Source organism: Tistrella mobilis, assembly GCF_041468085.1.
GTDB classification, from domain to species: Bacteria; Pseudomonadota; Alphaproteobacteria; order Tistrellales; family Tistrellaceae; genus Tistrella; species Tistrella mobilis_A.
Map to the genome: position 1 here is coordinate 15,284 of NZ_CP121016.1, position 13,273 is coordinate 28,556.

The 13,273-nt window shown below is 65.4% G+C and carries 14 protein-coding genes and 1 pseudogene; 12 read left to right on the plus strand and 3 right to left on the minus strand.

Annotated elements, in window-relative coordinates; all coding sequences use genetic code 11:
- Nucleotides 1-9 precede the first annotated feature (9 nt).
- From P7L68_RS05420 to P7L68_RS05470, 11 genes are read left to right on the plus strand one after another with little or no spacing between them, the layout of a single operon-like run.
- Complete coding sequence (locus tag P7L68_RS05420; RefSeq protein WP_372000074.1) at nucleotides 10-2,526, plus strand: VirB4 family type IV secretion system protein; 2,517 nt, start codon at nucleotides 10-12, stop codon at nucleotides 2,524-2,526.
- Entirely contained in the window at nucleotides 2,523-3,347 is an 825-nt protein-coding gene (locus P7L68_RS05425) for a hypothetical protein (RefSeq protein ID WP_372000075.1), read from the plus strand. The genes P7L68_RS05420 and P7L68_RS05425 overlap by 4 nt, the downstream gene beginning before the upstream one ends.
- Nucleotides 3,344-3,955 carry a hypothetical protein gene (locus P7L68_RS05430; protein WP_372000076.1) on the plus strand — a complete coding sequence of 204 codons (612 nt, stop codon included), beginning with the start codon at nucleotides 3,344-3,346 and terminating at the stop codon, nucleotides 3,953-3,955. Before P7L68_RS05425 ends, P7L68_RS05430 begins: the two co-directional genes overlap by 4 nt.
- Nucleotides 3,921-4,913 (plus strand): type IV secretion system protein, encoded by a 993-nt coding sequence (locus tag P7L68_RS05435; protein ID WP_296709033.1) that lies wholly within the window; start codon nucleotides 3,921-3,923, stop codon nucleotides 4,911-4,913. The genes P7L68_RS05430 and P7L68_RS05435 overlap by 35 nt, the downstream gene beginning before the upstream one ends.
- Nucleotides 4,913-5,629: a hypothetical protein gene (locus tag P7L68_RS05440; RefSeq protein WP_062765984.1), complete on the plus strand. Its 717-nt coding sequence runs from the start codon at nucleotides 4,913-4,915 to the stop codon at nucleotides 5,627-5,629. The genes P7L68_RS05435 and P7L68_RS05440 overlap by 1 nt, the downstream gene beginning before the upstream one ends.
- Nucleotides 5,630-5,634: 5 nt before the next feature.
- A complete protein-coding gene (locus P7L68_RS05445; protein WP_372000078.1) occupies nucleotides 5,635-6,546 on the plus strand; it encodes a TrbG/VirB9 family P-type conjugative transfer protein in 912 nt (303 codons plus the stop codon).
- Complete coding sequence (locus P7L68_RS05450; protein ID WP_372000079.1) at nucleotides 6,543-7,025, plus strand: hypothetical protein; 483 nt, start codon at nucleotides 6,543-6,545, stop codon at nucleotides 7,023-7,025. Before P7L68_RS05445 ends, P7L68_RS05450 begins: the two co-directional genes overlap by 4 nt.
- Nucleotides 7,022-7,897 carry a TrbI/VirB10 family protein gene (locus tag P7L68_RS05455; protein ID WP_296709042.1) on the plus strand — a complete coding sequence of 292 codons (876 nt, stop codon included), beginning with the start codon at nucleotides 7,022-7,024 and terminating at the stop codon, nucleotides 7,895-7,897. Before P7L68_RS05450 ends, P7L68_RS05455 begins: the two co-directional genes overlap by 4 nt.
- A complete protein-coding gene (locus P7L68_RS05460; protein WP_372000082.1) occupies nucleotides 7,894-8,310 on the plus strand; it encodes a hypothetical protein in 417 nt (138 codons plus the stop codon). The genes P7L68_RS05455 and P7L68_RS05460 overlap by 4 nt, the downstream gene beginning before the upstream one ends.
- Complete coding sequence (locus tag P7L68_RS05465) at nucleotides 8,310-8,531, plus strand: hypothetical protein (RefSeq protein WP_372000084.1); 222 nt, start codon at nucleotides 8,310-8,312, stop codon at nucleotides 8,529-8,531. Before P7L68_RS05460 ends, P7L68_RS05465 begins: the two co-directional genes overlap by 1 nt.
- A complete protein-coding gene (locus P7L68_RS05470; RefSeq protein ID WP_372000086.1) occupies nucleotides 8,528-8,998 on the plus strand; it encodes a hypothetical protein in 471 nt (156 codons plus the stop codon). Before P7L68_RS05465 ends, P7L68_RS05470 begins: the two co-directional genes overlap by 4 nt.
- A gap of 45 nt (nucleotides 8,999-9,043) precedes the next feature.
- On the opposite strand, the gene P7L68_RS05475 is transcribed toward P7L68_RS05470, so the two are convergent.
- The 3 genes from P7L68_RS05475 to P7L68_RS05485 all read right to left on the minus strand — a co-directional run bounded on the left by P7L68_RS05475 (nucleotide 9,044) and on the right by P7L68_RS05485 (nucleotide 12,133).
- Nucleotides 9,044-10,096, minus strand: a complete 1,053-nt coding sequence (locus P7L68_RS05475) for a Fic family protein (protein WP_372000088.1) — start codon at nucleotides 10,094-10,096, stop codon at nucleotides 9,044-9,046.
- Between the two features lie 325 nt (nucleotides 10,097-10,421).
- Nucleotides 10,422-11,339, minus strand: a complete 918-nt coding sequence (locus tag P7L68_RS05480; RefSeq protein WP_372000090.1) for a nucleotidyl transferase AbiEii/AbiGii toxin family protein — start codon at nucleotides 11,337-11,339, stop codon at nucleotides 10,422-10,424.
- Between the two features lie 5 nt (nucleotides 11,340-11,344).
- Nucleotides 11,345-12,133 carry a type IV toxin-antitoxin system AbiEi family antitoxin domain-containing protein gene (locus P7L68_RS05485; RefSeq protein ID WP_372000092.1) on the minus strand — a complete coding sequence of 263 codons (789 nt, stop codon included), beginning with the start codon at nucleotides 12,131-12,133 and terminating at the stop codon, nucleotides 11,345-11,347.
- Between the two features lie 152 nt (nucleotides 12,134-12,285).
- On the opposite strand from P7L68_RS05485, the pseudogene P7L68_RS05490 reads away from it, so the two are divergent.
- Nucleotides 12,286-13,175, plus strand: a pseudogene (locus tag P7L68_RS05490) (IS3 family transposase).
- The last annotated feature ends 98 nt before the right edge of the window (nucleotides 13,176-13,273 follow it).

A 13,273-nucleotide genomic window follows, 5' to 3' on the forward strand; every position in this document is an offset into this window, starting at 1 on the left:
ATGTCGTCGATGCACCCGGTCACGGAGGCTTTCCAGGTCTTCGCGCCCTATGGCAGCTGGATGCTCACCCGGCGCGGTACATTGCTGGCCGTGGTCGAGCTGGAGGGCGTCGATCCGGACGCGCTGACCCGGGCGGATCTGTCGCATGTGGCGCTGACCGCGCGTCAGGTCGCCGAACAGCTGCCGCCCGGGGCCGCAGCCAGCCAGTACTATGTGCATCTCGACCGGATCCCGGTTCATCTGCGTGATCGGGCCGATCCGCTGCGGCACCGCCTGTCCAAGGCCCGTGAGCGCTTCCTGAACGACGCGGGCGGGCTTGCCCGCAGCTTCCTCTTCCATGTCTACGAATTCGGCAGTGACCGGGCCGCGACCGGCTCGCTCGGGGCCGAGATCCGCGACCAGCTCGCCGGCGGCTTTCTGGAGCCCGAGGCGCGCCGGCGGTTCATCCGCCGGCTGCGCACGCCCGACGCCCTGTTGCTCAGCCGCGAAGGCCTCGCCCGGCTTGCCCGGGATGCGACGGACCAGCTCGACAAGATCGTGGCGATCTGGGGCAAGCTCGGGGCCGCCCGGGTGGTTGCGCCGGAGACGGCTTTCGGGCTGATGCGCTATCTTGCGAGCTTCGATCCTGCCCATCTGCTGGCCCCGCCCCGGGTGGTGCCTGAAGACGATATGGATCTGGCGCTCGCAGCCGGAGACATCGAGCCGGTCGAGATCGGCTATGACGCCTTCCTCAAGCTGCACGGGGCCGAGACCCGCTATCTGCGGATCGGGTCGGTCACCACTCTGCCGCGCCAGGCGCTGGGCTGGCTGACCGAGGGGGTGGACGCGCCCATCGCCCGTCGGGGCGATTATGTGATCGTGCACAGCTTCGAGCCGATGTCGGAGATCACCCGGGCGCTGCGCTTCTCGGAAGCCCGGGCCGCGATCGAGCGGACCCGGATGTCGCTGGTCAACATGATCCGCGGCGAGACCACCACTGAGCGCGAGGAGTGGCGGCCGAAATACCGGGCGAAGCTCGATGCGATCGCCAGGGCAGAGGCCGAGGAAGATCGCTGGGGGCTGGTTGCCACCACCCTGCTCGTGCCCGATCGCGACCCTGTGGCGGCCACCAGCCGGGCGCGCGATTTCGCCCGGATCTTCGCCGCCCGGGGCATCGGGCTGGTCTGGGAGGCGCTGGGCCTGCCCTTCGCCTTCCAGGCGGTCCAGCCGGGCGGGGCAGGGGCCTCGCGCCGGCGGAGCATCGTCACCTCCTCGCGCCATGGCAGTCTGGCGCTCGCCTTCAAGGCCCGGACCGGTCAGGAAACCGTTGCCGATCTGGGGCAGGAGGAAGCGGGGTTCATCTTCGAAACCGCGAGTGGCGAGCCCTTCCACTTCTCGCCCTTCGTCGGCGGCCGCGGCTTTGTGATCGGGGTCGGGCCGGTACGTTCGGGCAAGACCTTCCTCAAGAACACGCTTGCGACCCACTTCCTCAAATATGGCGGGCTGGTACGGGCGGTCGACATCGACCCGGGCGCCAGATGCGTGGCGGAGATCTTCTCGACCGATGGGGCCGGCTATTGCGCTCTGGGTGATGCCGGGGCGCTCAATCCCTTCGTGTCGCAGCAGGATGGCGAGGATGCCGATTTCGCGACCCATCTGGGCCAGCTGCTCGCCCTGATGCTGGAGGCGAACGACACGCCCGAGATGCGCCGGGTGTCGGCCGAGGAACAGGCGGATATCGATCAGTCGATCCGGGCCGTGATGGCCCTCGATCCGGCTTTGCGGTCGATGCGGGCCTTGCATGCCCATTTGCACAGCGACACGCGAAGGTTGTTCGACAGGTGGTTTGATCGCGGAATGTATGCAGGCATCCTTGATGCCGAGGCCGATGCGATCGGGCGGATCGATCATCCCTTCGCAGCCTGGAATCTGGGGGCCTATCGCGACCGGCCGCAGGTCCTGCGGCCGGTGCTGCTCGACCTGTTCTGGCGGGTCACCCGGGCCTTTGAGGATCCGGCCCGGCGGGGTGTGCCGAAGATGCTGGAGATCGACGAGGCGCATCATGCGCTCTCGATTCCGGTCTTCCGGGATTATGTGACGGCCAAGGTCCGGACCTGGGGCAAGTGGCAGGCCGGCGTCACCCTCTGGACCCAGTCGCCGGCGGAATATGGTCAGGTGCCGGAATGGAGCGCGATCCGCTCTGCGGCCTCGACCTTCTTCTTCATGGCCGACGGGCGGATGGATGAAGACCAGTATCGCCGGGTCTTCGGCCTGCGCGACGGCGATATCGCCGCGATCCGCCGTCTGGTGCCCCGGCGCGAGGCCTATCTGGTCCAGCCGGATCTCGACATCCGCAAGGTCGTGACGCTCCGGGTCGACCCGGAACAGCACGTCATCAACACCTCCCATCCCCGGGAAGCGCAGATCCGCGACCGGCTGATCGCCGAGCACGGCCGTGACCGCGGCCTTGTGCTCGCGGCAGCCGAGATCGCGCGGCTGGGCACGTCCCGGGTTGAGGTTCCCTCCCCCGCAGGAGCTGAGGCATGAGGTACAAGATCCTGATTCTGGCGGCCGGTCTGGCCATCACCCCCGTTGCCGTTCAGGCCGGGGGCGTGCCCACCTTCGACGGCGCAGCCCTCTCGCAGGATGCCCGCGCTTATGCGGAAGAGCTGGCCGAGTTGCAGCGGCTCTACAACCAGCTCGCCGAACAATCGGCTCAGGCGATCCGCAATGCCCGCCGGCTGGGCGATCTGGGCGGTCTTGCCGATGCGCTGGCCGAATATGCCGGCCTGGTCGAGGACGAGGCGGCCCGGACCATCCTGCAAGAGATCTATGGCCTCGATCCCGACCGCACCGATTTCCGGCGGGAGATGTTCCGGATCCTCGGTCAGGAATATGACCTTCCGGAGGATGAGGACGACATCCGCCAGGCCTTCCGTGAGGTGGGGGCGTCGGAGGCGGTGATCGATGCGCTTATCCGGTCGAGCAGCTATTTGCAGGTCTATAAGGATCGAATTGCGGCGACGTCACAGTCATTGGCAGATAGCAATAAACTCAGTGAAGAGAACCGGAATTTTCTGAACGATGTGATTGATGACTACGAAAACCTTGGTGATGACAGTGTTGCCTCTACTCTTCAGCTCAGCGCTGGGATTGCCATCTCTCAAAGCAATCAGCTCGAACAATTGATTGACGAAATCAGGGCTTTGAGGGAGCAGAAAGTCGAGGAAAAAATTGAAAAAATGGAGAAAGAAAAACTCGCCCTTGAAAGGGAGCTTCGCCGTCAGGAAGAGGTGAGACGGCGGACTGAAGCTACCCACACTCCTGTTCGTATCATGGATTGGGCAAGAGGAGAGACGGGGCAATGAAGATTACATTCCTCGCCAGCCTTGTCGCTCTTATCGCGGCCTCGTCGCCCGGATTCTCGCAGGATAGGCCAGGAGTTTTTGACCAGGAATACGCGGATTTTCAGCAGAAAATAGGAAATCAGGCTCGAAACGAATGCTCGGATAGCTCGAACCTCGTGATCAGAGCGGAGTGCCGTAGGAAGCGAGCCCAGCGGCATCCGGAATGGGATCAGAACATCCGAGGACGGCTCGAATACTGTGAAGCCCATTACAGGCCAATGCGAACTGATGCTCTGCGATCCAAAGCGGCCGAGTTGGCAGGACTCAGGCACCAGGCTCGTCGCGACGCTGTCATCAGTGTCGATGATCGGCGTGCAGGAGAGGTGTCCGTCGAGGATCTGACCACCGAATATCGCTGCGTCCATGACCTCCTCCTCGATCGCGGCGTGAAGATCGGCTTCGATCTGGGCGGCACGCACATCCCGGACGGGGAGATCTGCGAAGAGATCGACTGTCAGCCCGGCCGGTCGGCGACACCGGCGCCGGCGGCTCCGGGCGCGTCGTCTGCCGGAAACCCGATCGAGGACGTGACCGATGCCCTCCGCAGCTTCAACCGCCTGTTCGATTAGGCGGGGGGCCGGGCTTGCCGCGGGGCTGGTCACGGCCGGCCTCGCGCATCCGGCCGCGGCCCACCAGCTGGGCGACGTGACCTCGTGGACGGCGATGATGTCGTCCTTCAACGCAGCCGTCGCCGAGCGGATCGCGGCGATCACCGCGGCTTCCGGCCCCTATTATCAGCTGACCATGGTCCTGATGGGGGCCTTTGCGGCCCTCCATCTCGCGGTCGCCGTCACCCGCTATGTCACCGGCAGCCGCCAGATCGCCGATCTGGCCGAGACCATCGTCTATCTGGCCCTGGTGATGGCCCTGTTCGTCACTTACGGCCTGATCGTCGATGTGGTGACCCGGGCGCCCTATGGCATCGCCACGATCATCCAGCAGGCCGCGCTTGGCTCGGACGATCTCTTCGCGCCGATGAGCTATCTCTACAAGGTGCTCGACAACATCGCCTTCGAGACCGACACCAGCTTCTGGAACCTGCTCGGCCTGGTCGAGGACGGTATCCAGTGGATGACCATCATGCTCGTCTTCCTGGCGGTTCAGCTGGTCTATGTCGTGGCGATCGCCTATGCCACGGTCTTCCCGATCATCTATCTCTTCGCGCTCAAGATCGTCGGCTATCTCGCGATCCCCTTCCTGCTGGCCGGTCCGCTCCGCTTCATCTTCGAAGGGTGGTTGCGGCAGATCTGCGCCACCGTGCTGTTCGTGATTCTGGCCCAGGGGGTGATGGTCGCGAATGTCCTGCTGATCGCCCATGCCTTCGAAATCCCCTGGGGGGCGACGGTCGAAGAGACGGTGATCCGCGGAACCTTCTCCTTCCTGCTTCTGCTCGCGGCCCTGGTGCTCGGGCCGATCGCGATCTTCCAGGCGCAGCGCGTCGCCGCGCAATGGGCCTCGGCCGCTTCCCTCGGGACCGGGGCGGCGCAGATCGCCCGCGCCGTGTTCACCCGGGGTGTCCTCAAATAATGATGATCGATGCCGACCAGCAGGAGCGGCTTGCGCGCTCCCGCACCGTCACCGAACTCGCCCGGCTCCGGCGGGACCGCAATGCCTGGCGGCTGGCCACGCTTGCCGCCGTTGCCGTCATGGTGCCGCTCGCCTGGGGCTACAAGCTGGCCGTGGACGACTATGCCGCACATGTGCGGGTCGCCTGGGTCAAGCTGCTGCCCAATGGCGACGGCTATGCCGAATATCTCGACGATGGTGGTGAGGCCGATCGCTATTTCGACCGGGCCATCGATGCGGCGCTGACCAATTATCTGCAATGGCGGTTCCGGGTCGAGCCGCGCACCATCCGCACCGATTATGGCAATGCCTCGACCTTCCTCGGGCCGGCGGAGACCCAGAAGTTCCTCAAGGATTTCGGGGCGGCGCGGCGTGCCGCGGAGGCCGAGGGATGCGTCTCCTGCCCGACCACCGATGTCACGGTCCGCGCGCTCAATCACACGCTGCTCAGGCCGGCGGAGGGTGCCCGAGCGGCGGTCTACAAGACCGCTGCCTTCCTGACCCAGACCGACCGCGACCAGGCCGGCGGGGTCGTCACCCGCCGGCAGCTGATCGTCACTCTCGACTGGACCCTGCGGCCGGCGGCCGAAGCGGGCCGGGATCTGACCCGGCTCGCGATCAATCCGCCGGCGATCGAGATCATTTCGCAGGACATCCGGGTCGACCAGGCGGGGTAGAGGCCATGCGCATCCTTCTTCTCGCGGCCCTCGCGGCAGCGCTTCCGATCCAGTTCCAGGCCGTACGGTCTGCTCAGGCGGCCGCCGCGGCTGAGGGCCCCGGGGTTTCGGCCCCGGCGGCCGATCCGGTCTATCAGGCCTGCGGCGACCTCGTGCTCGATGGCCATGTCCGGATCAGCCTGCCGGCGCATCCGCAGGTCGCGACCCATATCACCTTCCCGGGGCCGATCGCCGACAGTTCCAATGCCGCGCCGGAACTCTGGGACGTGTTCACCGCGCCAACCGGCGGCCGCTCGCTCTGGGTGCGGCCGCGGACCACCACCATCGCCGGCACCACTGTCGGCGTGACGGCGGTCGGCACCGACGGGCGACCCTATGATTTCACCTTCGAGGTCTCGCGCGAGGTGCCCGACACCTCCTGCTGGACGATCACCGATCATCGGCCGGTCGCCGCTGCGGCTGCGCGCCTTGATGCCCTCGATGCCGAGCGGGAGGCACTTGTGGCCGAGCGGCGCCGGCTCGAAATCCAGATCGAGGATCAGCGCCGGCGCATGGATGCGCTCGATCAGGCCCGTCAGCGGGAGATCGAGGCCCTGTCGGCCACGGCAGCGGAACAGGCCCGCGATGCGATCGATGCCTTCCGCTATGCTGTCAACACGGCCTATGGCTGGGGCTACAGCCAGACCCCGCCGCCTTTCGAGATCTCGGCCGCCTATGATGATGGCCGCAACACCTATATCCGGATCCTCTCCGATGCCTTCGGGGCGCCGGCGGTCGTGGGCATCCGCGGCGAAGAGGTCCAGGCCCTCAACTACAGCTATGACGATCTGACCGGGGTCTATGAGATCCAGGGGCTGCACGAGGTGATCGAGCTGCGCTTTGCCGATGTGCTTGCCCGGGTGGAGCGGAAATTATGAGCGCGCCCGATGCCAAGGCGACGGGGGCCGCACCACCCGTCGAGACACGGCCCGATCCGATCAAGCGCGGCCTGATCGCGATCGCCGGGATCTGCGGCTTCGTGGTCGTGGCGGTGGTCGTCAAGATGCTGGCGGCGCCGGCGTCGACCTCGCCTGCGGCGCCTGTGGTGACGGCGGCGCCGGCCCCGGCACCCGATCCGCGGGATGCCTTCCTGCGCCAGATCGAGGAGGCCGAGCGGCACCAGCCGTCGGCTGCGGCGAAAGCCGCTTCTGCTCCGGACCAGACCCTGCCCCTGTCGCCGGCAGAACAGGCGGCCATGGATCTGCTGCGTCGGCCGATGGTGGTGAAGAGCACTGAAATCTCCCGTCGGCGGCCGGCGGAGACCGAGGCGCCGGACGGGCAGGCGGCCGTGTCAGCCCTGCGGGCGCAGCTCGACCGGCTTAAAGGAGAGGATGACCGCAAGGAGGATGGCCGATGATCCGCATGCCCCTGTTCATCTCCGGCTGTGCGCTTGCCCTTGCCATTGCCACCCCGGCGCCGGCGCGCGACCTCGACAGTCTGCGCCGGGAGATCGAGGCGGCCCTGGCGCAACCGGCGGCGCCGTCGCCAGGACCTGCCGCCCCGGCGGCACCGCCGCCGATCGACATGTCGGCGGCGAGCCCGGACGAGCAGTCGCGCAGCGATGTCACCAAGCCCCAGGGCTATGAAGGCATCCATGCCGTGCCCCCGTGGCATGACGGGCCCGTGGCGACGGTCGGGGTGGGCACGACCGCGCAGGCGGTCGTGAACATGACCAGCATCTCGGACTATCCGGGCCCCTGGCGTGCGACCCTGTCGCGGCCGTTGATGAATGCCGACAACACGGCGGTGATCGCGCCGGCCGGCGCGGTGGTGGTGGGGCTGACGCAGCGGGCTTCGGGGCCGAACGAGCCGATCCACAACCGCATGATCTACACCCCGCTCATGATCCGTCTGCCGGGTGCCGAGGCCCGGACCATCCCCCTGGTCGGTCAGTATCAGCTCGATGGCGCCGGCGTCGCCGGCGTGCGCGATAAGGTCGCGTATCACCTCGACATCCAGGCCGCCGCGGTGGGGGGATCCTCGATCGCCGATGCGCTGCCTTCGGTGATCGCCGAGGCGCTGGGGGTCGATCAGGTCTCGCGCGCCGGCGATGCCGTCGTCTCCAACCTCTCTGATCAGGGCAAGGTGATCCTGGAGCGGTTCACCAACCTGGTGCCGACCGTCGAGGTCCGGCCCGGGGCGGTGGTGAACATCTTCTTCATCCGCCCGGTCGAGGCACCGGTCTGGCGGACGGCGGAACGCTATGCCTTCGAAAGGCCGCGGCCATGAGTGCGCTCAGGGGCCCGGGGCGCATCGCCGGCCTCTGGCTGCTGGCCGCCGGCTTCCTCGGTGCCTGTACCACGCCGCCGCCGGTGCCGCCGGCCGCGACGCCGGTTGTCGCAGCGCCGCAGCGCCTCGATGCCCAGACCGTGCGCCTCTATCTGCCGCCATCGGTCCGGACCGTGGGCCAGGCGGCGGCCTGGCTGCTCGACGGCAGCGGTTATGACCTGGTGCTCTATTGTGCGGCCTGCCCGCCGCGGGCGGCGGAGATCGCGGCCGATCCGGTCAGCCCGCTTGCCTATGCCCGGCCGAGCGAGCTGACCAGCAAGACGCGGGCGCTGCTGCTGGTTCTGGGCGGTGCCGGCCGGGTGATCATCGACGACCGGCTCCGGCTCGTCACGTTTGACGAGGAGGCGGGCTGATGCGCCGGGTGATCGTGATCGCAGGCCTCGCCTGCCAGCTCATGGCCTGCGCCGGCCCGGGGCCGGATTGGGCCGAGATCGAAACCACGCCCTATTACGCCGACCGGCACGCGCCCCTGACCCGGATCCCGGCCGGGCGGGTCATCCATCGGTCGCTCGACGATGCCGCGGGAAGCCCGGCCGGGCTTGCCCCCTATCCCAGCCCGGGAGATGCAGGATGAAGCACGTCCTTCCGATTGCCGTCCTGGCCGTCCTGGCATTGGCGGTGCCACCTGTAGCCGTCCAGGCCGAGGATTACGACATCGATTGCGCCGTGATCCTGTGCATGGCCGGCGGCTTCCCGGCGAGCGCGCCCTGTTCTGCGGCTCATGGCTACATGATGAAGCGGCTGAAGAAGGGCAAACCGCCCTTCGGCACCTGTGCGATGTCGGACGGCAAGGCCTTCACCGATTACGACCTCGACATGGGCATCCACTATTATTGCGAGGCCGGGCTGGTGATGCGCTGGCCGGATGACCGCGACACCTGGAGTGGCAACCGGCCCGGCTGCTACATCGAAGAGGTGGTCGGCCGGGACGATGAGCGGCGCTACACCTATGTCCGGGCGGCGGCCGGCGGGCCGTATATGGAGATCACGATCAGCCCGGGGAGCGCTGAGGCGTACAGGTCGGGGAAGCTGTATTATTAAGGGGTCAGGTCATGGGAGGTGCGACGGGTTGTTGACCGGCAGGCCTCAGGCCAACCCGTACCACGTCCCGCGTCCGGCCCCGTGCTGGACAAGATGGCCGTCTTCGGTCAATGCCCTCAGGTGATCCTTCACCGTGTTGCGATTGGCACCAGTGGCGCGGGTGGCTTCCTGTACCGTCACGCGGCCATGGCCGCGCGCCAGTTCGAGAATGGTGACGGACAACTCCGGCAGCGTGCCGAGCAGCACCCGCTCCCGTTCCATCTTCGCTTCCAACCGCTGCTTCTGCCGCTGCAGGGCGCGCAGGAAGAATTCGACCCAGGGGGTCCAGTCGGGTGCTGCCGTGCGAATGGTCCCCTGGGTGCGGCGCAGGGCCAGGTAATAGCCTTCCTTGCTCTGCTCGATGACGCTCTCCAGCGAGCTGAATGGCACATAGGCGTAGCCTGCCTGTAGAAGCAGCAAGGTGGTCAGCACCCGCGACAGGCGGCCATTGCCGTCCTGGAAGGGATGAATTTCCAGAAACACCACCACGAACACGGCGATCACCAACAGCGGGTGAAGATCGTTCGCCTCTTGCCGGGCGTGCACCCAGCTCACCAGCGCTTCCATGCGCTGCGGTGTTTCAAAAGGTGTGGCCGTGCGGAACACCACGCCCAGGCTGTTACCATCGGCGTCGAAGGCTTCCACATGGTTGTCGATGGTCTTGTAGGCTCCCCGGTGCCGCGCGTCTTTGCCCGAATGGACCAGCAGGTCGCGATGGAGCTGGCGGATATGGTTTTCCGTCAATCTGATGGCGTCGGCGGCGGAGAAGATGGTTTCCATCACCTGCGCATAGCCTGCGACCTCTTCTTCATCGCGGCTGGTGAAGCTGCCGATATGGAGGTTGCTCAGCAGCTTCTCCACCTCGCGGTCGGTCAGCTTTGCCCCCTCGATGCGGGTGGATGAGCCGATGCTTTCGATGGTGGCAACCCGCCGCAGCTTCAACAGGCGCTCCGGTGCAATCCGACCGATGGCGCGCCAGGCTCCCTTGAACTCGTCGATCTCCGCGATCAACGAGAGCATGGTGGGGGTGATCTGCAAGGTGGTGGTGTTCGGTTCCATTTATCCATCCAATTCCATCCATTTTTATGGCAGACATCCCACCATTTATCCATCCATTTCCATCCAATTCAGGGTGCGTTTTTCCACCGTGCCGGGGCTGTCTGGTGATGCGCTGGTCGGATGAGTGCGGCGCCCTCTGTTGGGCGGCCGGTTGGCGTGGGCACTGCGTTGAAATACATAAAAACCATATATACGCAAAAACATTAATGTATATATGGAGAATAGGATGTGCCCCGGAATATTGTCGCGCTGCACCGACCGGGCGCTCTTCTGCACGAAGCCTGTCGCTGATCGCCTGAAACAGCGGGCAGGCCAAACGGGCTGCTCACGGGAACAGCACTTTTTCCAGCGCCTCGGCCAATTCGCGCCGCTTGTCGGCGGACAGTTTCTTGAGATTGCGCTGTTTCCATAAGACGGCGGGCAGGTTCTGCGCGCCAACGATGCCGGGCAAGGTCCAGTCCGGCTCGCCGCGCTTGAAGCTGGTAAGGAAGCGCCGGTGATCTTCTGGCATGGCGGCCACCATCTCGGCGATGATCGCCTCTCGCGCGGTCTCCAGGTCCGCAAGCGGGACAGGTTCCTGTGTCATGCCATCAAAGCCCCGCGCGAACTCCTTGTGCAGCGGCTTGCGGGTCGGGGCCAGAACTTCAGCCATCGGACGGTTGTGGCTGATGACATAAACCAGAAAGGCGCGACGCAACTCGTCACCGACGCCCTCGTTCTCCAGCAGGCCGCGCACATCAAAGAGGTCGCGCGGGTGCTGGCGGTCAAAGGCTGCCACGATCTTGCCCGCGTAGAGATCGGCGAAGGACACGACTTGCATTTCGGCGAAGCCAAAAGTGTCCTCGACAGCGGGAACCACGCTCATGACGACAGGATCATAGACCGCATCGCGGAGCACGGGGGTTACCTCGATCTTGATCTGCACGCCGGGCGTCCGAACGATCAGCTTGGTGATGATATCCTCATCGGCAGAACGCGAAGCATTGACGCTCGCGGTGGGGATACCCCGCTCGATCCGTTCTTTTATCCCCTGCATGGCGGCGTTGATTGCCGCAAGCGATGTGGCCCGGTCTTGGATCGGCAGATAAGTCAGGTCAATGTCTACGGAGAGGCGCGGCATGTCGCGCACGAACAGGTTGATCGCGGTGCCGCCTTTGAGCGCGAAAGCCCGCTCTTCCGCGACGAAAGGAAAGACGCGAATAAGCAGGGCGACCTGCTGGCGGTATGTGTCGAGGAAGGCCATGGAATTCACAAGCCCCCAAGGTCGGATGGCACGGTGATGTTGTAGCGCGGATCGAGTTTGCCGCCTTTGACGAGGGCGCGTTTGCCCGAACCCAGATCGATGCGGGACATGTCGAGCCGGGATCGCCACGCATGGCGGTGGCGGTCGGCGAAGAAAAGAAAGAGCCGCTTCACCTTCACGCTGGCGCAAGCCTCCAGCAGGGTTTGCAAGCGGCGCGGGCTTAAATCGCTCATCCCTTCCATCAAAGCATCGGCCTGATGGAAGCTTTCATGCTCGGGCAGCTCGTCGAGCAATTCGAGAACGGCGCGCTCCTTGCTGGAATATCGGATAGGTAAGGTCAGGCCGCCGGCGCCGACCATGACGGGGCTTGGCTCGGATGGCGCGTCGACATCATCGGGAAACAACCGCAGGCTGTTGTGCCAGCGAAAGGTCATATCGAGTGGCAGGCTCGCCAGCCATGTCGGCGGACGCTTCGGTCCGTAAAGATGAACCTCGTGCATGGCTGTCGAAAGGTAATGGGCATAGCCTTGCTGTTCGAGCGCGGTGCGTCCGCCGACCGTCAGCGGAAGCTCCAGCACCGTCTGGAGAGAAACGATCGCCTGCTGCCAGGTGAGCGGCGTGCGCGAGCGGCGATAGACGCGCCGCGCCGGGCTATTGAGCCAGCCCGCGCGAACATACTGGCTGCGCAGCGCCGACGAGTAGCCGTGCGCCTCCATCCAGGCGGCATCAGCCAGGAGACCCTCGGGGAGTTCCTGCTGAAGCCGGTTTAGTTTTTTGCCAGAATGCATATCCATACTTAGCATTTTATGATATTTTTAAACCGATGTCGCGTTCGGATTTTCCAAGATTCGCTAAGTCATGCTTTGTATTTTGGGGAATATATAAACCGTGGGGAGTGAATCGCGCCGGGTTTGCCGGAGGCTCCAACTCTTGAGAGGGTGGAGCCATGAGCAGCAGGACGACGAACAGGTTTGCCCCCGAAGTGCGTAGCCGCGCGGTCCGGATGGTTTTCGAGCACGAGAGCGATCACGCCTCCCGCTGGGCCGCCATCGCCTCGATCGCCGCCAAGATCGGCTGCACACCGGAGACGCTGCGGCTGTGGGTGAAGCGGGCCGAGCGTGAGGGCGGTAAGATCGACGGCGCCGCCCCGGACCTGAACGCCCGCCTGAAGGCACGCGAGCGGGAGAACCGCGAGCTGCGGCAGGCGAACGAGATCCTGAGATGGGACTTCAAGGCGTTGTTCGTGGTCGACCGATCCGGACGACCATCTCGGACAAGGCAACGCCATGCCCGCATGACCTCGTCAATCGACAGTTCAGGGCGCCGGGACCCAACCGGCTCCGGGTCTCCGATTTCACCTATGTGGCGACCTGGGTGGGTTTCGTCTACGTCGCCTTCGTGATCGACGTGTTCGCGCGGCGTATCGTCGGTTGGCGGGCGAGCCGAACCGCGCATGCGAGCTTCGTTCTCGATGCCCTCGAGCAAGCCCGCCATGCGCGCCGGCCGGCACCCGGTGGTGGCCTCGTTCATCACAGCGATCGAGGCGGCCAATACCTGTCGATCCGCGACACCGAACGCCTCGCCGACGCCGGCGTGGTGCCCTCGGTGGGCAGTGTCGGGTATTCCTACGACAACGCCCTCGCCGAGACGATCAACGGGCTGTACAAAACCGAGGTGATCCATTGGCGCTCCTTGGAAGCCGTCGGGTGTGCGACCCTCGAATGGGTCGACTGGTTCAACAACCGCCGGCTCCTCGGGCCGATCGGCAACATCCCGCCGGCCGGGGCCGAGCAACGCTGGTGGGACGAACAGGAGCGGGCGGCCATCGCCGCCTGACTCAATGCGCCGAGCCTCCGACGAACCCGGCGCGGTTCAGAGACCATCTGCTTCGGCAGATTGGGAGTCAACGACCCGCAAATTGGTAGCCGGAAGAC